This is a genomic window from Dysgonomonas sp. 521 (genome assembly GCF_010501055.1).
Taxonomy (GTDB): domain Bacteria; phylum Bacteroidota; class Bacteroidia; order Bacteroidales; family Dysgonomonadaceae; genus Dysgonomonas.
In genome coordinates this window covers 90,915-116,817 of the sequence record NZ_QVMO01000012.1, presented here as the reverse complement: position 1 = coordinate 116,817, position 25,903 = coordinate 90,915, and the positions used below count along the sequence as shown (strand labels likewise).

Below are 25,903 nucleotides of genomic sequence, written 5' to 3'. Positions count from 1 at the left end.
AAACAAGTCGCCCTGACTTTGATCCGGTGATTTTCCTATCATTTTTTGCAAGCTTTTAGGACTTCAAGATACGAAATTCTGCAATATTAAGCAAATAATTGAAGGTATAATTTATTAGTAAATAGCTTATTATGTGCTTTTTAAGGAGCGACTAATTAATGCGAATCAAGGGTTAAATGTGCCGTTAGGCACATCATATTGGTAGAAACATGAATGAAATTCGTTTTTTTGTGCCGTCAGGTACAAAATGTGAATTGTTCTGTAGATATTGCGTACCTGACGGCACGCAATTAACCGGTTAAAGCTTCTTTCTACCAACATTCAGTCCCTAAAGGGACAAAAAATAGCACATTTAACCATTGATTCGCATAATTTATTATATGCCCTTACAGGTAGGCTGTCCCAAGAGTATTTTTATCTCTCTGAGAAGTGAATATTTGAAAACAGTCTCAGATACAGACTCGAAGAAAAAGCATAGAAAAAGAGGCTTGTCCAAAAAAGTCGGACAGCCTCTTTCTAAACCTGTACTTAATATTTGACACACTCTCTTTTCAATCTTAATTACCTGCCTTTCTGAAGGCTGGCCTATTTAGATAAAGATGTACAGATTTCAGTATTTATCTTCTTTACTCTCGGTTCATCTACTTTGATAACCTTACGGTCGTATGTTATCAGCCCGTTTACCTCTCCTTCCACGTCCGTAGTCTGAGTATAAACCGCCGCCGAAAAGCCCGACTTAATCATTTTTTTCAGCATTTCGCCATATTTTACATACTCGTCCGTTACCTCCGAGGCATTCTTGAACTGAACATAACCCCAGTTCTTGTCTGTTTGCCAGAGGTGTCCCTGAAGCGGAAGCCCTATGCCTCCATATTCACCCAATACAGTAGGGCGTTCGGCATCGTACAGGTACATTTCAGGTCCCGGATAGTTGTGCAAGTCGAGCATGTCGCCTGTACGGTAATGGTTGCCGCCACTGGCAGGGTTTACAAGGCGCGAAGGGTCGTATGTTTTCGTCCATTGGGCAATCTCCTCTGTTTTGAACTGTCCCCATGCTTCATTGAAAGGAACCCATGTAACGATGGAAGGATAGGAGATGAGGTAATCCATAATTTCTTTCCATTCCTTACGGTAGTTTACTTCCGATTCACCGCTACGGATGAGTTCGCTTCCATTGAAGTAGTTCCTGTTTTGCCATTGCGGCGAACGGTCGCCGTTAGGCATATCCTGCCATACAAGGATGCCCATCCGGTCGCAATGTGTGTACCAGCGTGCGGGTTCTACCTTCACATGCTTGCGTATCATATTGAACCCGAAGTCTTTTGTTTTCTTGATGTCGTATACCAGTGCCTCATCGGTAGGGGCAGTGTACAATCCGTCGGGCCACCAGCCCTGGTCGAGCGGGCCAAACTGGAAGTAATCCTTATCGTTCAGTTGCAGGCGCATGATACCGTTAGCGTCACGCTTGGTCGAGATTTTACGCATCGCCGTATAGCTTTTTACATTATCTACAGCTTTACCACCTTCGTACAGGGTAACCTCTACGTCGTAAAGGAAAGGGCTTTCGGGCGACCATAGCTTAGGCGAGGCAATAGCCAGTTCCAGTGTTTGCCCTGCCACCGCTTTTCCGGTAGCTACGGTCTGGCTGCCGTCTTTTACCTTTACTTCTATGATGTCCGCAGATGATGTGTTGGCGGTGCATATATCAAAGGCAACCTTGCGGGTATCTGTATCCGGTATTGCTTTTATAGCCGCTATGTGCTTGTTGCTTACAGGTTCGAGCCATACAGTCTGCCAGATGCCCGAAACGGGTGTGTACCAGATGCCTTCGGGGCGGGCGTTTTGTTTTCCTACCGGCTGGTAACCTTCCGTTGTAGGGTCCCATACCTTTACCACGAGTTTCTGGTCGCCCGAAGTAAGAAATGGAGTAATGTCGAAACTGAACGGTGTATAACCACCCTTGTGTGTTCCTATCAGTATGTCATTCAGGAATATTTCCGTTTTCCAGTCTACGGCACCGAAGTGCAGCAGGATATTTTTACCTTTCCAGGCGGATGGAACGGTAAAAGTGCGCTTGTACCATAATTCGTTCTTAGCACCCAGTTCTTTTTGCACCCCCGAAAGGCTGGATTCTACGGCGAACGGGACTAGTATCTGTCCATCGAAGCGCTGAGGTTCTGCCTTACCTACAGGAAGTATGGCATACTCCCACAGCCCGTTGAGGTTCGACCAGTCGGCACGTTCCATGATAGGGCGCGGATATTCGGGCAATACATTTTTTGTGTCGATGGACTCAGCCCATTTCGTTTTAATCTTGTCTCCCGCAGGTTTCCACTGAGCAAAGGCATTTACACTCAGGATGGCGCAGGCTAATAATAATTTAACTTTCATTGGCTATATTTTTAGGTTAATATGTTAGTTGACAGTGGACAATTGACAGTGGATAGTTAGAAACCCGTTAACTGTCAATTATCCACTGTCCATTGTCAACTTAGAATACTGGTTTTTCCGCTTCCGTTGATGGTTTTCCCCCTTCCACATAAGGCCAGTTGTCGCTGTCCCATCTTACCCGGTCGAGCAACAATACCCTGCCTTGCGGATTATTCAGGTCTACGCCATGATAGAATATCCAGTCATTTCCGGCTTTGTCTTGCACTATTTCGGAACAGTGGCCGTTGCCTGCAAAGCGTGTGCTTTTGCCGATAACCACCGTGTAACCGTTGTCCATCATGTCTTTTCCCGTCTTGTCCACATACGGGCCAAACAGCGACTTGGATCGTCCTACTACCAACTCGTATGTGCTGTTAGCACCCTCGCAACAAGTACCGATGGATGCAAACATATAATAGTAATCTCCTTTCTTATGGATGTATGTGCCCTCAAAGGCGGTTCCGGCTATCTGTTTCTTTTCGGCATCCGGCTTCACCGACAGCCCGTCATCGCTCATCTCTATGTAGTAAATACCACGGAAGCTACCCCAGAAGAGGTACTTTTTGCCTCCTTCTTTGATATAAAACTGGTCGATAGAATTTTGCACGCCTATTTCGTTGCTCCTGAACAGCATACCCTTATCGGTGAAAGGCCCTTCGGGCTTATCGGCTACTGCGGCACCTATACCGCAAGTCCACTCGCCACCCCATACCGACATGGAGTAGTAGAGTACATATTTACCGTTTATATAATTGATGTCGGGTGCCCAAAGCCCACCATTCGGCTCGAATGTAGGGCGGGTGGCATCTGTAAAGGCTGTTCCTGCGAATGTCCAGTCCACCAGATTATCCGACTTATAGATGGGTGTATTGCGTGTATCCTCGGTAGCATACAGGTAGAAAAGCCCGTCCTGCGCCTTGACGATGGTAGGGTCGGGCAGGCTTAGCGCTACTACGGGGTTGTGATATTTGTACACCTCAGCCGGAGGGGGAGCCTGTTTATCACTGTCATTACAACCCGAACAGCCGGATATGATGAAAAGCTGTAAAATAAATAGATAGAAAAAATTCTTTCTCATGGTTATTTTAGTTATAAATTATCTTCTTTGGTTGTAGATAATTATAATTTAAGGCATTTGCGCTGCTAAGATAATATGTTATTAACAAAAGAAAAGTACACTGATTAGCCAAAATAATATCAAAATACGCTATACTTGTTCTTTTTGACTGAATTTTTAATGTTTTTGACCGGATTTGACTATTTTCTGTTATGTAGGGGCGAACCTGTGTGTTCGCCCGTTTTTGGGCAGACACGCAGGTCTGCCCCTACATTGCTATATTAATTATATGTTCTTATCATTTCTTTTGATTAAAGTAATTCGATACACGGTCGGGGCTTAGCATCTGCCACAGAGAGGCTACTGTCCAGCCCGGAGCGAATATGTCGTTATAGAATCCCTTGCCGTTTTTGCCATAGTCCCAGTTGGTATGTTGTACCACCTCAGGATAATAGCCTGCTTTTCCGATGTCGAACATGTGTCCTTTTACAGGCATAAGCTGCAACATGGAAGTCTTGATTACAGAAGAGAACTCCGCGAAACGCGGTTCGTTGCGTTCTTTGGCCAGCCAGTCGAGCACGGTGGCAAATTCGAAGATGAATACATCTACATGGTTGTTCTCTACCGATACGTTTCCCCATCCGCGCGACTCGAAGCCTACATCGCCCAGCATCTGTCCCTGTGCAAATGGTACATCCCACATGTAGTACCATGACAGTGCAAAATATGCCGCTTTTTTCGACAGGTCGATGTAGCGTGCTTTCTCTTTATCGGGCGATGCCATAGCCAGATAGTACAAAGCTGTGGACGCATACAGTGACGCTTCTTTATCTTCGCAGTTGGCATCGAGGGTAGACGAGAAGTAATCGGCCTTGGATATCAGTTCTTTTTCAAGGTAAACAGCTGTCTGTTTCGCACTTTCCATATATTGCTTATTCTTGAAGTAAGTATAAGCCATCGTCAGTGGTAACGTTGCCGATGGTGTGCTGCCACCCGATGCGTCCGTTACGTTGAAGTTGTCATTAAACTTGCGGGGGAAGCTGCCATCCTGTCCCTGTAGCTTCAGGAAGTTATCCAGTAAAGCTTTTACTTTCGCTTCCCATTCAGGGTGCTTGCGTCCCTGTTTCTTCTCATAGTCGAGGTAGTTGAGGATGGCGAATGCTCCTTCCGACTGGCGGCGGATGCTATATATATCTGTTTCGTTATTGTGAGTATAGTCTACAAACTCGCGGAAAAAACCGTTCGGTGTGAAACCATGTTGCAGGTAGCTGTCGAATATCGAATTAGCCTTGTTGACAAGGCCGGTGTTGTTTGTCTGCTCACCGTATTCCAAAGCATTGAAAGCATTGAGCAGTACACGTCCTACGAAACCCACTTCTACCGAGCCTGTACTCTTACAGTCATCGGTACGCATGTGTACTCCCGAAAAATATTTCAACGGGTATTTATCTACATAGCTTTCTATAAAGAAGTTGGATAAAACTTTTTTCGCCTCAGCCGTACTCATCGCGCCGGCATATACCTGTGGCTTGAAGGTGTCGTAAGAGTAGTTCCAGACATCTGCTACAAAGGCTGAATAATCCTGAGCTTTTCCTTTACGTATTTCCCAAACCAGTTGGCGGCTTTCCCCTTTTTCCAGTTTTTCGAAAGCCTGTACTGCAGGAGCCAGTGTCAGCTTACGGATATATGTTTTAGGTGCTTCGCTGTATGGAAAACCGAACACAAGGGCTGTAGTGCCGCCCACGTTGCGGAACCCTGTAAAACCTAACGATGTTTTATCTGTTAGTATAACTTCGCCTGCACTATGTGTTGCAAGGCTTTCTCCTTTGAATTCATCCAGGCGTACTACTGTGCAGAAGTCGCCTGTTTTGTCGCTGTAGATACCTGTAAGCGGTGTGCTCAGGCGGTCTTCGCGTACTTGCCAGCTGTCGCTGGTAGCAAACGAAGGGGCTTCTTTCGGCGAGCGTATATTGCGGTGATACCAGAATCCCGGCATAAAGAACTGGCAATCATCGTGGCTGATTCCCGCCAGTTTGCATACCTCTTCAAAGTTGTAGTAAACGAGGTCTTTGGCAGTGATATCGACCGTAATACGTATTGTAGAGGCAGTCTCTGTTTTTTGTTGCCTGATTTCAACAGGCAGGTTCTGCGATGCTTTCAGGTTACCCGAAGCATCTTCCAGCAAGGTGTATGAATCTGCCGGATTGCCCGGCGATTTCAGTGTGATTTTATATTCCGGCTCTATCACCTGAGCATTTACCAATACCCATGAAAGCAAGAATAAGATAACTGCAAACAATCTTCTTTCCATATATTTTTAAGTTTAGTAATTTTCTTTTACTCCCCTTGTCATGCCGAGGTAACGAAGCATCTCGTTTCTCTATAGTGAAGAGATTCTTCACTTCGTTCAGAATGACAGAGAGAATATATTTAATTGTCTAATTTCACCCTCAGCCATGTTTCCGGCTTATCTTCTTCACTGTTTACCAGCATTTCGGTATAGCCGGCCTGCGCATCATCGTAGGCCGATAATGCCATACTTACCCAGATTGTACCATTATCTGCTTCGGGTATATCCTTGGCGGGGATAATGATCTCCAGATCGTAGCCTTTATCGCTTAAAGAAGAGGAGGCCTGTACATTAGCTGCCGACCTTATTTGCCAATCTTTACCTATTTTATCCCACACATCGAATTTCCCCTGATAGCTGCACCACAACCGTAGTGTCTTCTTTCCATTGCTGAAATAGACAAATACGCCATCGGAGGCTGTGCCGGATTCTTTCAAACCATATAAACTGTTATCGTTAACCATGCATTTAACATACAGGTTCTCCTCATCCTTTCCTAATCCTGCACGCAGGTTTGTTTCACCCTTTGCCCCTATGAACAGGGGGTATCCGGTTATATCTTTTGTGGCTATTTTCAGTCCGGGGATTATATATCCTTTTATCAGCCAAGGAGCAATAAATTTAGACTTGAAGTTGGATGCCGCGAGCGCCACTACTGTGTTTTTGTCCCAAAGCGCCAATGAGTTCCATTTGGCTTCCTTGTTCAAAGGGACATCGAACGGGCGTGTCCTGCGCCCGAAATTGCGGGCTTCCTTATCGCCTACGGCTACTTCCATTGTGGAATATTCCCAGTCGGAAGCACGGTTTTCGTTCGTCTGATACGAAATCAGTGTTTCTCCCGTAGGAAGTTTCAGCAGGTAAGGCGCACCCATATATACCGTATCGTTTATCTTCTCGGTCAGGGCATATTCCCTGTCGGGAGAATCGGCCAGTACCGGTTTCGGCCAGTTGTCGGCGAGTTTGGTACGCACGGTATAAGGCTTGAAACGGTCGATATTATTATCTTCGATAACCATAACAATCTCATCACCGACTATCGTAGCCACCGGCATACCATCGCGCCTGCCTTTGCGGAAGCATACCGTACGGGCATCCTCCCACGTTATACCGTTATCTTTAGAGCTCATTACAGAAATTTCCTGTTCGTCAGATTGCTGATACGGATTCTCATTGGCAAAATAGACCTGTAGTTCCCCATCGGGCAGTTGCAGGAACGAAGGTTCCCAGCATCCGTCGTGGAAACGTGGAGCAGCATTGTATAATATCTGCGGTTCGAGCCATGTAGCGCCATTGTCGGTGCTGCGCCTTATGGCTATAGAAAATGGAGCTATTTCCGCCTTTTGCGGGCGGTAGTTTGCTCCCACAATAATATCACCGTTCTTCAATTGCGTTATCTCTGCATTCGACATGTTTACCGGTGTCGATTTTCCATTTTTGCCCTTATAGGTGAACTGCCAGAACATCTTTACAGGCGCAGACCATGTAGCGCCATTGTCATAGCTGCGGCGAAGGTCTATATTACCTGTTAAGGTTTCGTATACAGCTATCAGGGAATTGTCCTGCATCCGCTTGAGGCGGCCATAACCTCCCCGTTGGGCAATCTGCTGCATAGAACTGTAGTCCCATGCTATGCGGATGCCGCCGGCAGCATCTTGCTGTTCTTCTTCCGGTTTGTTGTTATCCGAATGGCAGGCAGTAAAGCCCAGCAATACAATAAGCAGAAATAAACCTGTAAATTTCATTATTTTACAATCTTAGGCTGAATAATATTTCCCGTTATTTTCATCACAGGTACGGCGTCATTCGTAAAATCGACATCTGCAATATACATGGCTCTCGGATGAATGCTGTCCGGAGAATGATGTGCATGGAATACGATCCTCAGTTGTCCCGCCTTGTCGTGGAACATGGCGCTGTGGCCTACACCTACGAGGCTGTCGGGTTTCTGTAATATGGGGTTCTTTTCATACTTTGTCCACGGCCCCATAGGAGAAGTGGCTGTGGCGTAGCCTACTCCGTAGAAAGGGCTTTCGTAGCTGTTTCCCGAATAGGTAAGGTAATACATATCTTTATGTTTCGTCACAAATGCACCTTCGTTGACACGCGGCCATACTTCTTCCCACGATTGCGATACGTTGATACATTTGGTAAGAGTTTCTTTCTTAATTGTTTTCAGGTCACTTTCGAGTTCGGCTACCCAGATATTCAATCCATCGTTGAAACGGTCGAAATAGAGGTAGGGTTTGCCGTCATCGTCTATAAAGAGAGAATTGTCGATACACTTTTCGTCGGCAATCATCGGTTCTTTTACGTCCTGTACAAATGGCCCTGATGGAGAGTCAGCCGTAGCTACACAGATATGCTCATCGGCCGAATAGTACATAAAGAATTTATTCTTTTCCTTGATATAATACACCTCGGGTGCCCAGTACCAGCGGTCGGCCCAGGAGTCTTTTTTGTCGAGGGCAAGGGCAGAAGCCTTCTTCCATGTCAGCAGGTCATCGGAGGTATATACTTCTATCCCGTCTTCGGCGCGTGTACCATAGGCATAATATACATTGTTATGAAGCATGATGAACGGGTCGCCAAGAGAGACAGGTGTGCTGTACTCCATATAGACTTTCTCGCTGCTGCCACATGATGAGAGAAGAATAAGGGACAGGATAAAAAGTGTACAATGTTTTAAATATTTCATTTTATTTGTTTTTTAATAAGTTATGAGTTGATCTCAGTGTTGATGTATCAACTCATAACTTATGCTTAGAAACTGTTTAAATTTTATACGAATATTTTATTATATCTTTTTCTTCGTTCATTTTTAGTCTGTTTTTGGCTCTTTTTTCCTTTCTCTCAACTCAACCAGCGGTCACAGGAGCGAAGCGTATGTAAATAGCCCGCTATTATCGTTTCAAGAAAGAAAAAAACATCTCTAAAAATTGGAACGAATAAAATTTAAACAGTTTCTTAAACTAATTAATAATTAGGGTTCTGTACTATATTCGCATTGTTGTTTATTTCGGTAGAAGGTATAGGCAGGCAATTGTGGTGCCCGATCTTAAAGTTATTGAAGTCTGCATCGCGTGATTTCAGCTCGTCTATACCAGCCTGAGTATCGAGTAAGCCCCAGCGTTTGATATCAGCCCAGCGTTGTCCTTCGCTAGCCAGTTCGAGCATACGCTCCATTTGCAGGCGTTTTAGGAAGGCGTCTTTGCTTGAGCTTGCCGATGAATGGTTTACAGACAGTGCCGGCATATTTACCCTTGCACGTACCTTGTCTACCTGTGCTACGGCTGTAGATAGGTTTCCTCCCGATTGGGCGATACACTCGGCGTACATCAGCAATACATCGGCAAATCGGATAAGCCTTACATTCGTATTGTTATAGTAGTCGTCATAGTCGCGGTAGTAATCAGCGCCATACTTGCGGAAGAATACACGTCCTGTCCAGTTGCTTCGCCCCCAGGTATCGGCGTTACTTGTCTCGTTGAATATCCTGTCATTGTTGGCAAAGTCTGTTTCCATCCCTTCGTAGAAGGCAGTATATTTCAGGCGTATATCGTACTCGTTGCTCAAATTCTTTTCTTTCTTGAACTCTGTTACCAGCCAAGGACGAAGTTCACCGTCAGTCCATCCGATTCCCGGAGGTGCGAAGAATTTACCTTTGTTCAAGCCTAAGTTAGGGTCTACGTCATAGTCGCCGTCGCCCGCAGGGGAGCCATATACGTCAGAAAACTGGATTTCGAACACCGATTCGATATTGTTTTCATTCGCATTGAAGTTGTCGAAATAATTTGTGACCAGCCCGTAATATCTTTTCCCGTCACCTTCTATCAGCCAGTGCAAGTCATTTTTTGCTTCGTTCCATTTGTGCATCTGCATATATACTTTGGCACGGAAAGCGAGGGCTGCTCCTTTTGTCGCACGGCCTTTTTCGTCGCCAGTCCATTCTTCAGGCAGGTTTTTCTGGGCTTCGGTAAAGTCGGCGATAGCCTGTTCGTATATTTCCTGTCCGGAGTGTCCTTCGGGTCTCATAGCCGGAGTCGACGGTTCCAGCGGCATGGCGAGGCTCTTGTTGTCGCTACCCCACAATAGTCCCAGGTAGTAGTAATATAGTCCGCGTAGGAAGTAAGCCTGCGCCAGAATCTGGTCTTTGTCGCTTTGGTTCGTAAATTCTATGTCGGGCACATAATACAATACCTGATTGGCACGGTAGATGGCCTTGTAGCAGGCGCTGTAAGTGCCGGCGTTTCCTTCTCCGAAATTATAGTTGTTGTACCTGAAGTCTGTCCATTCCTTTAGTTCTGCCCACGGGCTTTGGCTGTACCCTTCGTCAGATGTGAGGTCGAGCCTGAACCATATCCAGCGGCTGAAAGTGTCCGGCTTGTAAAAATAGTTATAAGCCGCGTTGATACCGTTTTTTGCATCCTTCTCTGTCTTCCAGAACGACTCAACGGTGGTTGTATTCGGATTCTCTACATCTACATCACAGCCTGTGAAGAATAATGCAGATAAGAAGAATAGTGTATATATAATTTTTTTCATTTTCGTAGATGTTTATAGGTTAGAATGAAATCTGAGCTCCGAATGTAACTGTACGTGGATTTGGAAATGCTCCGTTATCATGGCTTCTTTCCCAGAGGCTTGTGTTTAAGAATTCCGGGTCGAGCCCTGTATATGATGTAAATGTGATCAGGTTCTGAGCATTTACATACAGGCGTGCACTATTGATGTATTTCCCTAAAAACGACTTAGGTATATTGTATCCTAATGCTATCTGTCTCATTCTTAAATAATTTCCGTTTTCAAGCCAGCGGTCCTGATTGCCTATGGCATTTCTCGAATCGGCATAGAGAGGACGAGGGTCTTTTGCATTCGGGTTTTCGGGTGTCCAGGGGTCGTAGTCGGCACGATAGTTGGAGTTGTCATCGAACCTGTCGTACGCACTGCGCGGGCCGTTGAATATTTTGTGACCGAAAGCACCGGTCATCTGTACTTGCAGGTCGAAATCTTTGTAACGGAATCCGAGGTCTATGCCCAGTTCATATTTAGGCATGTTTTCGCCACAGTACTGGCGGTCGGCGTCAGTTATCTGCCCATCGTCGTTAGAGTCTACAAAACGGATGTCTCCCGGCTTCGCATTCGGCTGTATAAGTTTCCCTTCACTGTTTTTGTGAGCCTGTACTTCTTCTTCCGAACGGAAAAGCCCGTCGGTTTTGATCAGGTACCATTGGCCGATAGATTCTCCCACTTTCGATTTTGTATTCCACTGGTCAAACTCGGTTAGTCCGTATCCTATCTTAGTCAGTTTATTTTTCAGGAAAGAGCCATTAAGGCCAATGTTGTAATCCATGTCTTTGCCGATATTATCTTTCCATGTAGCTGCCAGTTCGAAACCTGTGTTCCGGATAGAAGCAGAGTTAACCCAAGGGTTGTCGCCGCTGTGCCCCGATGACATGAGTACAGGCATACGGGTAAGGATGTCGGTAGAATTCTTTATGAAATAATCGGCGGTAATTCCCAGCCTGTTTTTTAGCAAAAGGGCGTCGACACCAACATTGAACTGTGCCATTTCTTCCCATTTCAGGTCTTTGTTTACAAGGGCGGTCTGTATCATACCACTTTGCACCCTGTCTCCGAAAACTACCTGAGGGTACAGGTTTATGAGTTCGATATAGTCGTAGTAGCCATTGTTGGATGTCCCCAAAACCCCGTAGTTGGCTCTGATTTTCAGGTCGTCTACCCACGACACGTTGAAGAATTCTTCGTTGCTGATACGCCAGCCCCCCGAGAATGAAGGGAAATATCCAACACGGTAATCCTTCGCAAACTTGGAAGACTCATCGCGGCGTACGGTTACGCTGAGAAGGTAACGGTTGTCGAATGTATAATTGACGCGGCCAAAAAGTGAGAACAATTTTGATCTTTCCTGATAGCTTCCGGTTTTAGCACCCGATAGGGCGGCATCCAGTTGTTCGAAATACTCCGTACCATTCATCAATACGTCATTCTTTGTTCCCCATAGGCGTTCATAGTTGGTATCCTGATAGCTAATACCCAGTACAGTGCTGATATCGTGTTTGCCGAAAGTTTTGTTAAACTCCAGTGTGTTGTCAAATACCAGATTGTGAGACTGAGCCTGCCTGCGGGTCAATATAGACGGGTCGTATGACTGATTGTACGTCCAGTCTCCTTCTTTACGCAGGTATTTGTGTTTATCGTTGCTGTAGTCGAATCCGAAATTGAATCTGTACTTGAACATCTTAAGTACTTCCAGTTCGGCAAACGCGTTTCCACGGACACGCAGGTTGCTGTTGCGCGTATCTTCCATGTTTTCTTTTGCCACAGGGTTTGTTCCGAAAGTGACGTCGCGTGAGCCATCACCATATCCGTATCCCCCTTTTGTATTATCGGGGTTGTAAACCGATATTGTAGGCAACATACGGTAGACGTCTATGATAGGGTTTGTATTTAACTCATTCACGCCGAAGTAGCTCATCGCTATATTTTCACCCACGCGGAATGTTACATGGTCGCCAAAATTGCGTGTAGCCGAAGTGTTGGCTCTCAGTGTAAAGCGTTCGCTGTCGGTACCTATTGTTGTGCCCGAATTGCTTTGGTAGTTGGTAGAAATGAAGTATCTGCTATTGTCGGAACCTCCCGAAAATGAGACGTTATGGTCCTGAACGATACCTGTCTTGAATACTTCTTTCTGCCAGTCGGTATTACCGTCGAAGTGATTGGCCAGGCCTTTTACATCTTTATTTCCATCACTCATCGCATTGGAGAATGCCATGTCATTCAGTTTTATCCACTGGTCGCGTCCTGCCAGATCATACTTAGGCAGCCACTGAACAGACAGGCGGGATGATATGTCTATTTTCATATCGCCTTTCTTCCCTTGTTTTGTAGTAATGATGATGACCCCGTTACCTGCGCGCGAACCGTAGATAGCTGCCGCCGAAGCATCTTTCAGTACCTGGATACTCTCTATATCATTGTAGTTGAAGTCACGGTTTCCTCCCGAAACAACACCATCGACAACATACAACGGGTTGGAATCGCCCAATGTGCCGACACCACGGATAACCACTTTGCCTTCGCGGCCCGGATTACCGGCAGTACGCACATTCAGCCCAGGTAATGTACCCAGCGCATCGCCTATCGAACCGGTTACGATTGTGTTTTTCATTTCATTAGGATTAAACACCGATACAGCGCCTGTAAGGTCGGCTTTCTTGATAGTCTGGTAGCCGATTACCACCACTTCTTCCAGGTGTTTGTCGTCAGTAGCCAGCGTGACGTTCATCACAGGCTGTCCGTCATATACGATTTCCTGCGAAGTCATTCCCACGAGCTTGTACACCAGCGTTTGTCCCTGCGAAACAGCGATAGAGTAGTTGCCATCTACATCCGTAATGGTGCCTCTTGTTGTACCCTTAACGCTGACGCTAACTCCGGGGAGCGGGTCGTTGATATCATCCACAACTGTTCCCTTTACCTCCACATTCTGCCCATATGCTATTAATGAACAGACCGCAAATAGTAGAAATAAAATTCTTTTTAACATGTTTCTAGATTTTGGTTTTTTATAATTAGGTTAACTCATTATTTATAGGTTAGGATAAATAATAATTTCCTTTGATTTGTATAGTAATTATGAAGATTTGATTATATTGAGTCATTAATAGTAACTCTTGTTCTTGTCGTTACCTTGTCATCCTGACCGTAGGGAAGGATCTCGTCCTTCTTTGCATCCAACTGTTCAGGGTCGGGATGCTTCGTGAGGGTGTGTCATAAGTATTTTTCCATATCTTTTTACATACGCTTCGCTCCTGTGACCGTTGGTTGTCATGTTGAACGGAGTGAAACATCCCGTATCTGGAAGGTCGAGATTCTTCGTTGCACTCAGAAACAACGTTCGCCGAAGCGAAGGCGAGGCAATGACAAAGAGAGTAACAATTTGACAGAGATGTTTTACTTATGACACACCCTCTATGTGACGTTAATTATAATGAACTATAATCTTCAAAGAATAATCGGAAGGGTATGTTTTTTCTTTTTCATATTGATTCATGATTTAATTTAGGTTAAAATTGCTTCGCTTTCCAGTTTCAAAAGTAGTACGAGAGTTAATAAATGTAAGTGCACTTTTCGGCTAAAAAAATGTAAAAACAAGTCTGAACGGCCAAATGCACGATTTTTACAATTATTTGATTACTTTTTACCATAAAATAGAAATAAACGAGGGCTGGTATGTTCGCCGATATAGTGTAACTTTACAATAATGAAAAACTATAGACTATTTTTTACTATTTTCGCGACCGTTCTTTACACCTTAAATCTATTCTCACAGGAAAATTCCAATTTCCACTTCCGCAAGATTCAGGTAGATGACGGGTTGTCTGAGAATGCCGTTTACAGTATCCTGCAAGATTCGAAAGGATTTATGTGGTTCGGCACCAAAGACGGGCTTAACCGCTACGATGGCGACCATTTCCGCATATTCAGGCGCGACACATATAATAACCGTTCGATAGGCAACAACTTTATCCGCTGTATGGCCGAAGACCGGCAGGGCACGCTCTATGTAGGTACCGATGCGGGGCTGTACAGGATGGACGTTGCCGAAGAAAGTTTCGGTAAGATAAATGTAAAAACCGGCACGGGCGCAGAAGTAACATCCGCCGTCAACACCCTCTATGTAGATAAGGACGGGCGTATATGGATCGGCTCCATGTCGCAGGGTGTATTTATGTACGACCCCGCCAATAATACGCTGAAGGCATTAGAGATAGACAAATACCGTCTGGGTCAGAATGCCACATGGTCTATAGTAAGCGACAAGTCGGGCACGATATGGGTAGGCACACGGCTGGGACTGCTGAGGTACAATCCCGGCAGGGATAAGCTGGAAGCCATAGAGGGCATGTTCAGTATACAGGACAATTCGCAGAATGAGATACTATCCATTCTGGATGACAATACAGGCAACTTATGGCTGGGGACATGGGACGATGGTATCCGGCTTTTTAACAAGCAAACAGGCGAATATACCTCATTCTACGGACTGGGCTCGAAGACGCATTATATAACACATGTACGTTCTGTCTTCCAATATACGGATGAGTCGCTACTGATAGGCTCCGACGATGGGTTGTACCTGTTCGACCCCGCGAGCAAGGCGATAAAGCGGCTCGATACCCCTCAGTTGAGATACAGCCTCAGCGACCAGAATATATACTCCATAGCCAAAGACAAAGAAGGCGGCATATGGATTGGGACGTACTTCGGGGGGGTGAATTACCTGAACACCTCCTTGCTGAATATAGAGACATATTATCCCGATATGCTCCACGGACTGTTGTCGGGCAAGGCCGTCAGCCAGTTTCTCGAAGACAGGACGGGCAATATGTGGATTGCCACCGAAGACGGCGGACTCAACTATTTTGATACGAAGACAAACGTATTTTCCCAGCCTGTAAAAACGACCTACCACAATACACACGCACTGCTGATGGACAACGACAACCTGTGGATAGGGACTTTTTCGCGCGGGATAGACATTTATAATACACAACGGCGTTCGCTTACCAACCTGCGGAGTAATACAAAAAATGAGAATACACTGAACGACGACTGTGTTTTTTCCCTGTACAAAACAAAGAACGGCGATATCTATGCCGGTACGCCTGTTGGGCTGAACAAGTACAACCGCGAAACGAACAGCTTTACCCGCATACCCGAAGCATCGGGCTTCATATACGATATGAAGGAAGACGACTACGGCAACCTGTGGGTAGCCACCTACGGATCGGCGGCGATGAGGCTGGATATGAAGCAAAACAAATGGATACACTACGATACTATACAGAGCCGCAACAATCCCATCATAGGCAGCAAGCTTACCAGTATACATATCGATAACCAGAAGCGTGTGATATTTTCGAGTGAAGGGCGGGGCATCTTCATCTACAATTACAATACGGATAACTTCGTCAATATATCGGAAGACGACGGGCTGCCCAATAATGTGGTTTACGGCATACTTGACGATCCCTTCGGCAACCTGTGGATAAGTTGTAACAAAGGGCTTGTATGCTTCAATACATCCGACCCCCAAAACTATAAGTTGTATAACAAAGCCGACGGGCTGCAAAGCAACCAGTTCAACTATAAGTCGAGCTACAAGGCGCGCGATGGCAAATTCTACTTCGGAGGGGTAAACGGTTTCAACTGCTTTTATCCGCAAGAGCTCAATGGGAACAGGAATAATATAACACCATTTATAGAGATTACACGCATAGCCTTGTTGGGAAATACAGACGCGCAAACAGAACAGGAGATTCAGACCAACCTGAACAAGCGGCAAAAGATAAAGCTGCCATACAACCGTTCGTCATTCACCATATCGTATGTGAGCCTCAGCTATATATCGCAAACGAAAAACCAGTATGCTTATATGCTGGAAGGTACCGATACGGAATGGAACTATGCAGGCAACAACAAAAGTGTGACCTACGTAAACCTGTCGCCGGGCAAATACACTTTCAGAGTGAAAGCCTCCAATAATGACGGGCTGTGGAACGACACGGGTACGGCGATAGAAATAGAGATACTGCCGCCGTTCTGGCTATCGCTGCCGGCACGCATATTCTACCTCATACTAGCCATGTCGCTGCTCTACCTGCTGGTGTCGTACTATGTGAGACGGAACGCGAAGAAACAGCAGCAGCACCTCGAAGCATACAAGGCAGAGCAGGAGACACTCGCATTTAAGTCGAAGATTGACTTCTTTACCACCATCGCCCACGAAATACGTACGCCGCTGAGCCTTATCAGCGCGCCGCTGGAGGAAGTTATCGCCTCCCGCGAAGGTAGCAACCAGACGCATCAGAACCTCTCTATCATAGAGAAGAACTGCGACAGGCTGACGGTGCTTATCAACCAACTGCTCGACTTCCGTAAGATGGATACGACAAAATATATCGTCAACCCCGAAACGATAAATCTGACGGAACATATCACCGAACTGTACGAACGGTTTAAGAAAACGGCGCAAAACAAGAACATCGACTTCGAACTGCGTATGCCGTCCGAAGCGGCGGCCAGTGTCGTTTCCGATCCGGATGCGCTGACAAAGATTATCGGCAACCTGCTGACCAACGCGCTGAAATTTACCAAGAACAAAATCATACTGTGCCTGATACTCAACAATGACAAATCGTACACCGTGACGGTGGAAGACAACGGGCGCGGTATTTCCGACAATCATAAGGAACTTATATTCGACCCGTTCTATCAGATACAGCAGGGAGACGAAAAGATAGGTACAGGCATCGGGCTGTCACTGGTAAAGCATCTTGCCGAAATATTGAAAGGTAAAGTAGAGGTCAAAGACGGCACTACGGGCGGCGCGCTTTTCGCTTTCACCTTCTCCGACATCACACAGGAGTTCTTTATAGGCAAAGGAGAAATTGCCGACAACAGGGATACCGATTATACGGCTGGGGAGGAAACGGCGAAGGACAGGAAAAATACGGTGCTGGTGGTGGACGACAATCCCGAAATGATACAGTTTATAAAAAACAGCCTGCAAAACGAATACATAGTAGATACATCGCTGAGCGCTACCGAAGCGTTGAGGCTGTTGGAAGACAAGAGTTTCGACCTCATCGTTTCCGACATTATGATGCCGGGTATTGACGGTATATCCTTTACGAAGAAACTGAGGGCTGACCTCAACTATAGCCATATACCCGTGATACTGCTATCGGCTAAGACGGAGAATGCCGCCAAGGTGGAAGGGCTGCTTTCGGGCGCGGATGTGTTTATAGAGAAGCCGTTCTCTATATCTTACCTCAAGGCGCAGATAACCAGCCTGCTGGAAAACCGCAAGACGATACTTGAGGCCTTCAACCGTTCGCCGCTCGCCTCTTACTCTACGCTGGTAACCAATAAGAGTGACGAACTATTCCTGAACAGGCTGAATGAGGAAATAGAAAAGCATATCTCTGACGAGAACTTCACGGTAGAGTCGCTGACAGATGTGCTTGGCATCAGCCGTTCCAACCTGCAACGCAAACTGAAAAGCATAGGCGGGGTAACGCCGGGCGACTACCTGCGCAACTATCGTCTCAAGAGGGCTTGTAAACTGCTGTTGGAGACAGATATGCGGATAAATGAAGTAGCGTATTATGTAGGGTTCAACTCGGCATCTTATTTTACCAAAGCGTTCTTCAAATGCTATAAAATGTCGCCGAAGGAATTTATAAATAAAATGGGGAACGGATAAGGAGAGATTATAACTGCCTTGTAGGGCAGTGGCTTGTTCCTGCCCCTACATATAAGGTGTTTAATCTGCTAAAAATAACAACCTTACAACCGCCCTTTATCCATATAACTATAGTACGAATGGTCGCAGACGATAACATGGTCGAGCAAGCGTATATCCATTATATTGCCTGCTTCTTTCAGGCGTTTGGTTATCTGGTCATCGTCACCGCTGGGTTGCGCGTTACCCGAAGGATGGTTGTGGCAAAGTATCAGTGCCGATGCCAGGCCATCTATAGCCTCACGCATTATCATGCGGATATCTACCACCGTCCCCGTTACACCACCCTTGCTTACCTGTATCTTTTTCAATACCTTATTTGCCCTGTTCAGCAGCAACACCCATACTTCCTCGTGCTTCAAATCGGCCAGTACGGGATGAAGAAGCTGATAAACAGTTTCGCTGGATGTTATCTGCGGCTGTACAATCACTTCCGATAATTTACGACGTTTACCCAGTTCCAGCGCGGCAACTATTGTAATTGCTTTTGCCTCCCCTATTCCGTTAAAATTTTTAATCAATTCGTTTATTTCAAATTTACCCAATGCATTCAGGTTGTTAGATGCGCTGTGCAGGATACGCTGAGCCAGTTCCACGGCTGTTTCATTCTTATTGCCCGAACCGATAAGGATGCCGAGCAGTTCGGCATCGGAGAGTGCGGCAACTCCTTTGAGCAGCATCTTTTCGCGTGGACGGTCTTCCTCGGCAAGGTCTTTTATATTTAGCTTTGGTCTATTCTCCATTTAATAGAAATTCAATTTGTAGATTGAAAATAAGAAAAATAATCGGATCACGATGACATAAACCACAAAATAGGGAGTAAAGACTGGTATTTTACCGGAGCCAGTACTTTTCCTGTCTTATAATTGATAATCTCCCTGCTTCTCTTGCAGTGAGACTAAGATAATAGAAAGGAAAATATTTTTCGAGTCTTTTTAAATTTTATAGCAAATCTTTTTTATAGCTATTTTTGGATGGATTTTATCATTTTTGCCAGCAGCTTTAGCGGGCTAAACCAAGAGTAAAAAAGGGAATTGAAAATCGGCAGAGCCAAAAAGACACTAAAAAGTACCACAGTACATGACAAAATTTTATATCCTGCTGTAGGGGCATCCCCTTGTGGGTGCCCGTAAACGATGACAAGCGGGCAGGGACAAGCCACTGCCCCTACATCGTCTCCAAATCGTGTTTGAATAATTTTTGTCATATACTGCGAGCAAATATATAAATTTAGAGTGGCACTGTCTTTAAGCCTCTGTATTTAATTCTATATAGTTAATGCCAATCAGGATTTGAGAAAAGGCTTGAAAAGCCAAATCTTCATAACCGCGGGTCATCGACCTGCGGAAAAAGGATGAGCAATACCAGCTGTCTGAAAGACAGGACATACTGTGTGTCCTGCCGCTTCGGGCAGGGGAGTGTAATTGTCCCTTGCTCCGTAAGCTACGCTGCGCTTGCATACGGTTATGAAGATTCTGCCTTTCAGGCAGGAGTTGAGCAATTTTCAACCCCTGATTCGCATAATCAGTAAGAATTACAGCAATATTTCCAGATGATAATTTGTAGAAACAAAACAGTGCGCAGAATGCCGTTATAAACTCTAATCTAAATATTTAGTGTCATATTTCAAAAAAAATAAGGATGGCAAAAGCTCAGTAGAAAACCCTTAAACAAATAAAAGACAGCTATTGCTGTCTTTTACGAACTATATACTACCGGATAGAACATATCACTTTCTGGCTGAAAGCAATCTTATTCTTTCCATTTATTTTACCATACTTACTTAGCCTCAATTTTTATCGGCATAGCGTATTTCGCGCAATTCCTGCAACTTAACGTGCAAGTTGTGCAACCACATATCCAGAACGTCATGCGGGGTGTCCTTTGGCGCATCCTCTATAATCTTCTGGGCAAATTGGATTTCATTGATTAAACTTTCGTATTGACTCATGGATGTAATTATTTAGGGTTATTTAGCTGTTTTTTGTGATTTTGCAATTTATATATTACAATAAATATGTTATAATTGCTATCTGTACATTGCAAATGTAAGAATAATATTAAAAACACAATAAGATATATTGTTATTTAATATATTTTAAGATTATAGTTTGTTACGGAAACAGGGATTACAGGAATTGATATACCTTAATCTTTAATGAAGAGAACGGTGTGCAGGATCGTTATTTCGCTCCCGGCATGGGGGTGGAAAACGGGCATTGATATGTGAAGGGATTGTGGTGTAAGCCAGCAATGCAAAAATATCTCCAATAAAAAAAGAGTTGCCTGACTGTCAGACAACTCTTTGTATATAGGTTTTTGTATATCTTATTCAGAAATTACTTCGAAAGGTATTTCAACGGCAACTTCTTTATGAAGTTTTGCTGTTGCTTTATAACTACCCACTTCTTTCACAGCATCTTTGATAACGATAAGCTTCCTGTCTACATTGTAGCCTAGTTTCTCAAGCGCTTCTGAAATCTGAATATTAGTTACCGAACCAAAAATAGTTCCTGTAGAACTTGTTTTTGCACCGATAGTAAGGGATACACCTTCCAACTTGGCAGCCAAATCCTGAGCATCTTGTTTGATTTTCTCAAGTTTATGCGCACGTTGTTTCATGTTCTCAGCTAATACTTTCTTTGCAGATTCTGATGCTATCACAGCTTTACCTTGGGGAATAAGGTAGTTACGTCCATAACCGTCTTTTACAGTTACGACTTCATCTTTATATCCTAAATTCAGGATGTCTTCTTTTAATATAACTTGCATTTCTTACTCCTCCTTTTTATTTCATTAAGTCTGTTACGTAAGGAAGCAAAGCCAAATGGCGAGCTCTTTTCACTGCTTGTGCAACACGACGTTGGAATTTCAATGATGTTCCTGTAATACGGCGAGGAAGAATCTTACCTTGCTCGTTCAGGAATTTCTTTAAAAACTCAGGGTCTTTATAATCGATATACTTGATACCGTTTTTCTTGAAACGGCAGTATTTCTTTTTCTTTACATCCACTGAAGGCGGAGTCAAATATCTGATTTCTGATTGTTGTGCCATAGCTTAATTCTCCTTTACTTCTTCTTTTTTAGATGATCTTAAATTTCTTCTCTTCAACGCATATTCGTGAGCAAATTTGTCTTGACGGAAAGTCAGGAAACGGATTACTCGTTCGTCGCGGCGGAAGTTCACTTCAAGTTTAGCGATAACAGCAGGGTCAGCTTCGAACTCTAACATCGCATAAAAACCGGTAGATTTCTTCTGAATTGGATAAGCCAATTTGCGAAGTCCCCAGTTTTCTTCATTGGCTATTTTGGCACCTTCGTTAACCAAAAGAGTCTTGAATTTTTCTACCGCTTCCTTCATCTGTACATCAGACAAAACGGGAGTCAAAATGAAAACGGTTTCGTAATTGTTCATAAATTAATTAATTATAAATTAAACATATCATTTTTTCAAATGAGGTGCAAAGATAGTTTTTTTTATTAATATAACAAATGCTAAAGCCTGAAAAAATGTTGGACTTACGGACTTCTTGTCTTACATTTGTAATGAAAATCAGAGAACAGTATACATGGAAAATGAAGAAGCATTAGATTTAAATCAGGATTTAGACTTAATATTCCCGATTATCAACGGAAAAGTATCGATGGCCATAAACAGGATGATGTACAGGAATTTCAGAAAGGAGAACCTCGACATCACACCCGAACAATGGACAGTGCTGGCTTTTCTTTGGCGCGAAGACGGCGTTACCCAGCAAACGTTGTGTAACTCGACATTCAAGGACAAGCCGAGCATGACTCGACTGATAGACAACCTAGCCAAACAGAATCTTGTGTACCGCAACGCATCGACAAGCGACCGGCGTTCAAACATTATCTTCCTGACCGAACAGGGCAAGTTGATAAAAGAAAGAGCCAACAAAGCAGTTCTGGAGACAATGGACTCAGCGCTTGCAGGTATAGATATAGAGGGGCTGAAACAGGTCAGGACGTTGCTGGCAGCCGTTTTTGGCAACATCAGCTTAGCGCTGGAGGACAGATAGTTCAGGGTTTTATCAATAAATCGATATATATAGGCAGGTGGTCGCTGTATCCTCCGAGGTACTTCCATCCCGAATATGTCCTGAATGGCTTTTGTCCGCCATACTTTTCATTATCTTTCTCTAATAAGAAACCGGCTGAAAAGATATGCGCGGCACTGTCTTTCACAGAAACCTTCCGGGATTCGTCCAACAGGTTCCCACTTACAACAAACTGGTCTATAAAACCCCATTTACCCCTGTATTTGTACGAACCTGCATCCTTCTCCTTTATCTTGTGATAGAAAAGGTTATACAGAGACCGGGATGCTATCCCTGATTCTATACTTTGCCCTTTCAGGGTTTGAGACATACTTATGTCATCCGGGTAATCGTTGAAGTCTCCCATAATGATAATATTCGCCTGCTTACGGATACGGAAGATGCTATCGGCCTTTTGCTTCAACAGTCCGGCGCACCTTATACGGTAAGGCCTTGTCTTCTTAATCCCTTCGGAACGTGAAGGGAAGTGGCAGATGAATATATCCAGTATCCCCCCATTCACCACACGGCCTGTAACATGCAATATATCGCGGGTAGGCTTTGCCGGATTATCCGATAAAGGAGTATATGACTTCTTGCTCACCATCTTCATCTGGTCGCGCTGGTATAGCAGGGCTATATTGGAACCGCGCCGATCCCCTGAACAGGTTATAACATATTCATACTTATGTCTTTGTAGCGAGGACTTCCGTGTCAGGTCGAAAAGCACGGAATCATTCTCCACTTCGCACAGTCCTACCAAAGCCGGAGGATAACCTTCCCCTACCGAGGATATTACCTTGCTTACATTTTCCAGCTTCTGCCAATACCTGAACTTTGTCCAATGCAGCTGCCCGTCAGGGGTAAAGTCGTCGTCATCCGTATGCGGGTTATCTTTTATATCATACAGGTTTTCGGCATTGTAGAACATCACGCGGAAATTCTCCTGCGCCACAAGGGGCAACAGCAATAGCCACAGAAAGGCTAGCAAGCGCAACCGCCTACTCAGCCCACTCATAGCAGCCTATATCCGGCCTGGAATCCGACAGGCGGGAGCGCCCGTTCAAGTCGAGCGGAACCTGTGATGAATAAGCCTTATCCGCTTTGTCGATAGCAGGCGAGGACGCCTGTAGCCCAAAACTGTAAGCATAGATACCATCGCTATTCAAATCCAGGAATAAAGGGTCGGTATCCCATATTGTATTCTCAAAGTGGTTGCTGGTTTGCTCCGGCGTTTTTATCAGGCAGTTGCGAAACATGTAATCATACGCGGCCGAACCGGTACCGCTCAGGTATAATTCGTCCATAGCCGAACCGTATATAATGGAATTTATAAAGTCACACTTATTCAAAGCATAGCTTTTCCCCTCATACGAATTACCAACCACAAGGCATTCCATCTGCCGTGCCGACCATCGGTAGTAATTAGCCAGTGTACAATGCAGGAAAGAATAACTTCCGCCCTGTAATGCCACAGGCGCGCCTTTCGAATTGGCAAACAGGCTGTTTTCTACATCGATATTACAGTTTACAGCCAACAATCCGTATTCGGACGTATTCTGCACGATGGTGCTCTTCAAGTCGGCTTTTTTATATTGGGTGTCGGATTCTGAAAATGTCAGTCCCCTGATCGCGTTCTTTATTATAACATTGTTGAAACTATTATTATAGCTGTCGGGATGGACAACTATTCCCATCCATTGCCCCGGCGCGTTGTCGTAGGGAATGTCTCCCTCTATATTATCGAAACGGCTGCCCCTGAATACGACCGGCTCGCCCCGCCCCCCATTGGCAGTAATAGTGCCGTAAATATCAATGACCGCGTTGTTTCGCAGGAAGAAGGTAGTCCCTTTTTCTACGGTCAGGTTCACACCCTTGTTTACCGTCAGTGTATTATATATAAGCAGTGGCTTATCTCCGGTTATTACCGAATCGGCAGTGACTACTTTATCTTTCCATATATATACGTCCTGCCCTATCGCCTCCAACCGTACATACTGCACATTACCATTCACCGTGAAGCGTATCGAATCCTTTATTATCACAGGGTTTTTGCTATTAGTGGGGTCAACGGTCAGTTCAATAAAGCCATACAGGCTATCCTTTTTCAGTATATCCACATTCGTGAGTTTCGCACCCCCCCTTCCGTCTATATTCATACGGAAACCGCTATTTGCCGCCCCCACCAGCTCTATGGATTCTATCGTCAGGGAGTTGCTGTTCCTGTTATAAATCTTGAATTGCCGCGTTGCGGAACCGATTGTCGTAAAAACAGTATCGAAGCCGATAGTCTCGGTAGAAAATGTCAACGACAAATTCTTATCGGACGAAAAATCATCACTGTCCTGGCATGCATTGAAAAGTGCCAGGCAAAAGATAAGTGAGAGGAATATATTTAGCAATGATTTTCGAGGTACAGGATGATTCATAATTGTGTATGTTTCTTAAAAAGTAACAAAGGTAACTATTTTTAGTAGGGGTAAATAACATTCGTCCGTTTATTAAATTCCATTATATCGAAGTTCTGACAAAAGTCTGTCATTCCATGCTTGACACGGAATCCTCAAAGAACCCAGAATTGATTATGAGGGGATTGCGGGGCAAGCCCGCAATGACAATTACTCTTTATGAAATCCGTATTTATACCTGATGAGTATCTTACCTAACCCCTCCGCTTCGCTCGTCCCCTTTATCAAAAGGGGACAATCGCTGGCTTTCCATCGTTTGTTTGGAATTTTAGCCAAGGATGAAAAACCAGAGCTCTCCCCTCGCAGAAGGGGAGTACCACCGGAGGTGGGGAGGGGTTAGGTATTAAGACGGATTACCATTTTACTCTTTTTTAATTTTTTGCATGCCCTCCTACAATTATCAGCAAAAACTTCCAATCTAACTGCACACCCCGTCTATCGAGCACGACTGGCCTGATATAATGTCTCCCCTTTCGGACGAAACGCCATCCTTCTCCCATTCGGCATACGCTTCGTTCAATACCTTCAGGTATTCTTCCGGCGGGATAGAGCCCTGTACAATCTGTTTATTATTGAACAGGTAGAAAGGGATATATTCAAGATTCAGCTCATTTTCGCTAAACTCTACATCTTTCTTTATATCTGCACGATACTGGTCGCTATCCAGCATTTTCTGTATATCATCTTCTTGCAGCCCTATCTGTACACCCAGCCGAACCAACACCTTGTGGTCGCTGATATCCAGACCTTTGATAAAATAGGCATCGAAAAGCACTTCTTCTGCTTCTGTAGCCAGGCTCGATTCATCCGCAAGCTTTATCAGGCGCAAAGCATCGGAAGTATTGGCAACGACCAGATTGTCAAAGTCATAATTCAAGCCGGCTTCTTTTGCCAGCTTTGCCACATTGGACTGTGTCGCACGCGCCTCGTCTTCGGTCATTTCGTACTTTTTTGCGAAATAACTGTATATAGACTGTGAGGTGGCCTTCTTTGGCAAATCGGGGTCTAATTCGTAGCTGTGCCATACCAGTTCAACACTATCGCTGTGAGGAAATTGCTCCAGGGCTTTTTCCAGCTTCCGTTTTCCTATGTAACAATATGGGCAGGCAATGTCCGACCATATCTCTATCTTCATTTTACTCATAACCGTCTTTTAACTAAAAAGTGACAAAAGTGACAGTTTTATCCTATTTATATCCTGTTACT

19 protein-coding genes are annotated in these 25,903 nt (G+C 44.7%); 3 read left to right on the top strand and 16 right to left on the bottom strand.

Annotated features, from left to right (window positions below; genetic code table 11):
• Positions 1-585: 585 nt before the first annotated feature.
• The 7 genes from D0T84_RS06080 to D0T84_RS06050 form a co-directional block, all read right to left on the bottom strand.
• On the bottom strand, positions 586-2,391 hold the full coding sequence (locus D0T84_RS06080) for a glycoside hydrolase family 2 protein (protein ID WP_163306985.1): 1,806 nt from the start codon (positions 2,389-2,391) through the stop codon (positions 586-588).
• A 100-nt stretch (positions 2,392-2,491) separates the two neighbouring features.
• On the bottom strand, positions 2,492-3,508 hold the full coding sequence (locus D0T84_RS06075; protein ID WP_163306984.1) for a family 43 glycosylhydrolase: 1,017 nt from the start codon (positions 3,506-3,508) through the stop codon (positions 2,492-2,494).
• Positions 3,509-3,785: 277 nt separating this feature from the next.
• Positions 3,786-5,798, bottom strand: a complete 2,013-nt coding sequence (locus D0T84_RS06070; RefSeq protein ID WP_163306983.1) for a hypothetical protein — start codon at positions 5,796-5,798, stop codon at positions 3,786-3,788.
• Between the two features lie 119 nt (positions 5,799-5,917).
• Positions 5,918-7,579 (bottom strand): exo-alpha-sialidase, encoded by a 1,662-nt coding sequence (locus tag D0T84_RS06065; RefSeq protein WP_163306982.1) that lies wholly within the window; start codon positions 7,577-7,579, stop codon positions 5,918-5,920.
• Entirely contained in the window at positions 7,579-8,532 is a 954-nt protein-coding gene (locus D0T84_RS06060) for a glycoside hydrolase family 43 protein (protein WP_163306981.1), read from the bottom strand. The genes D0T84_RS06065 and D0T84_RS06060 overlap by 1 nt, the downstream gene beginning before the upstream one ends.
• Positions 8,533-8,810: 278 nt before the next feature.
• A complete protein-coding gene (locus D0T84_RS06055) occupies positions 8,811-10,379 on the bottom strand; it encodes a RagB/SusD family nutrient uptake outer membrane protein (RefSeq protein WP_163306980.1) in 1,569 nt (522 codons plus the stop codon).
• Between the two features lie 19 nt (positions 10,380-10,398).
• The gene (locus D0T84_RS06050; protein WP_163306979.1) at positions 10,399-13,404 is read right to left on the bottom strand and encodes a TonB-dependent receptor; all 3,006 of its coding nucleotides are present in this window, start codon (positions 13,402-13,404) and stop codon (positions 10,399-10,401) included.
• 717 nt (positions 13,405-14,121) lie between these two features.
• Between D0T84_RS06050 and D0T84_RS06045 the strand changes: the two genes are divergently transcribed.
• A complete protein-coding gene (locus tag D0T84_RS06045) occupies positions 14,122-18,129 on the top strand; it encodes a hybrid sensor histidine kinase/response regulator transcription factor (protein ID WP_185155697.1) in 4,008 nt (1,335 codons plus the stop codon).
• Between the two features lie 83 nt (positions 18,130-18,212).
• Here D0T84_RS06045 and radC read toward each other — a convergent pair whose 3' ends face one another.
• The gene (gene radC / locus D0T84_RS06040; RefSeq protein WP_163306978.1) at positions 18,213-18,911 is read right to left on the bottom strand and encodes a DNA repair protein RadC; all 699 of its coding nucleotides are present in this window, start codon (positions 18,909-18,911) and stop codon (positions 18,213-18,215) included.
• Positions 18,912-19,132: 221 nt separating this feature from the next.
• A complete protein-coding gene (locus D0T84_RS06035; RefSeq protein WP_163306977.1) occupies positions 19,133-19,375 on the bottom strand; it encodes a hypothetical protein in 243 nt (80 codons plus the stop codon).
• Between the two features lie 147 nt (positions 19,376-19,522).
• Here D0T84_RS06035 and D0T84_RS06030 point away from each other — a divergent pair, with 147 nt between their 5' ends.
• Complete coding sequence (locus tag D0T84_RS06030) at positions 19,523-19,699, top strand: hypothetical protein (protein WP_163306976.1); 177 nt, start codon at positions 19,523-19,525, stop codon at positions 19,697-19,699.
• Between the two features lie 258 nt (positions 19,700-19,957).
• On the opposite strand, the gene D0T84_RS06025 is transcribed toward D0T84_RS06030, so the two are convergent.
• The 4 genes from D0T84_RS06025 to rpsF all read right to left on the bottom strand — a co-directional run bounded on the left by D0T84_RS06025 (position 19,958) and on the right by rpsF (position 21,583).
• Positions 19,958-20,119 (bottom strand): hypothetical protein, encoded by a 162-nt coding sequence (locus D0T84_RS06025; protein ID WP_163306975.1) that lies wholly within the window; start codon positions 20,117-20,119, stop codon positions 19,958-19,960.
• Positions 20,120-20,496: 377 nt separating this feature from the next.
• Positions 20,497-20,940, bottom strand: coding sequence for a 50S ribosomal protein L9 (gene rplI / locus D0T84_RS06020; protein ID WP_163306974.1), 444 nt, complete (start codon positions 20,938-20,940; stop codon positions 20,497-20,499).
• 16 nt (positions 20,941-20,956) lie between these two features.
• Positions 20,957-21,223, bottom strand: a complete 267-nt coding sequence (gene rpsR, locus D0T84_RS06015) for a 30S ribosomal protein S18 (RefSeq protein ID WP_006798740.1) — start codon at positions 21,221-21,223, stop codon at positions 20,957-20,959.
• A 3-nt stretch (positions 21,224-21,226) separates the two neighbouring features.
• On the bottom strand, positions 21,227-21,583 hold the full coding sequence (gene rpsF / locus D0T84_RS06010; RefSeq protein WP_163306973.1) for a 30S ribosomal protein S6: 357 nt from the start codon (positions 21,581-21,583) through the stop codon (positions 21,227-21,229).
• 154 nt (positions 21,584-21,737) lie between these two features.
• On the opposite strand from rpsF, the gene D0T84_RS06005 reads away from it, so the two are divergent.
• The gene (locus D0T84_RS06005; RefSeq protein ID WP_163306972.1) at positions 21,738-22,211 is read left to right on the top strand and encodes a MarR family winged helix-turn-helix transcriptional regulator; all 474 of its coding nucleotides are present in this window, start codon (positions 21,738-21,740) and stop codon (positions 22,209-22,211) included.
• A 1-nt stretch (position 22,212) separates the two neighbouring features.
• On the opposite strand, the gene D0T84_RS06000 is transcribed toward D0T84_RS06005, so the two are convergent.
• The 3 genes from D0T84_RS06000 to D0T84_RS05990 all read right to left on the bottom strand — a co-directional run bounded on the left by D0T84_RS06000 (position 22,213) and on the right by D0T84_RS05990 (position 25,841).
• Entirely contained in the window at positions 22,213-23,247 is a 1,035-nt protein-coding gene (locus D0T84_RS06000; RefSeq protein WP_255495227.1) for an endonuclease/exonuclease/phosphatase family protein, read from the bottom strand.
• Complete coding sequence (locus D0T84_RS05995; protein WP_163306971.1) at positions 23,231-24,658, bottom strand: choice-of-anchor Q domain-containing protein; 1,428 nt, start codon at positions 24,656-24,658, stop codon at positions 23,231-23,233. The genes D0T84_RS06000 and D0T84_RS05995 overlap by 17 nt, the downstream gene beginning before the upstream one ends.
• Before the next feature lie 457 nt (positions 24,659-25,115).
• The gene (locus D0T84_RS05990) at positions 25,116-25,841 is read right to left on the bottom strand and encodes a DsbA family protein (protein WP_163306970.1); all 726 of its coding nucleotides are present in this window, start codon (positions 25,839-25,841) and stop codon (positions 25,116-25,118) included.
• Between the last annotated feature and the right edge of the window lie 62 nt (positions 25,842-25,903).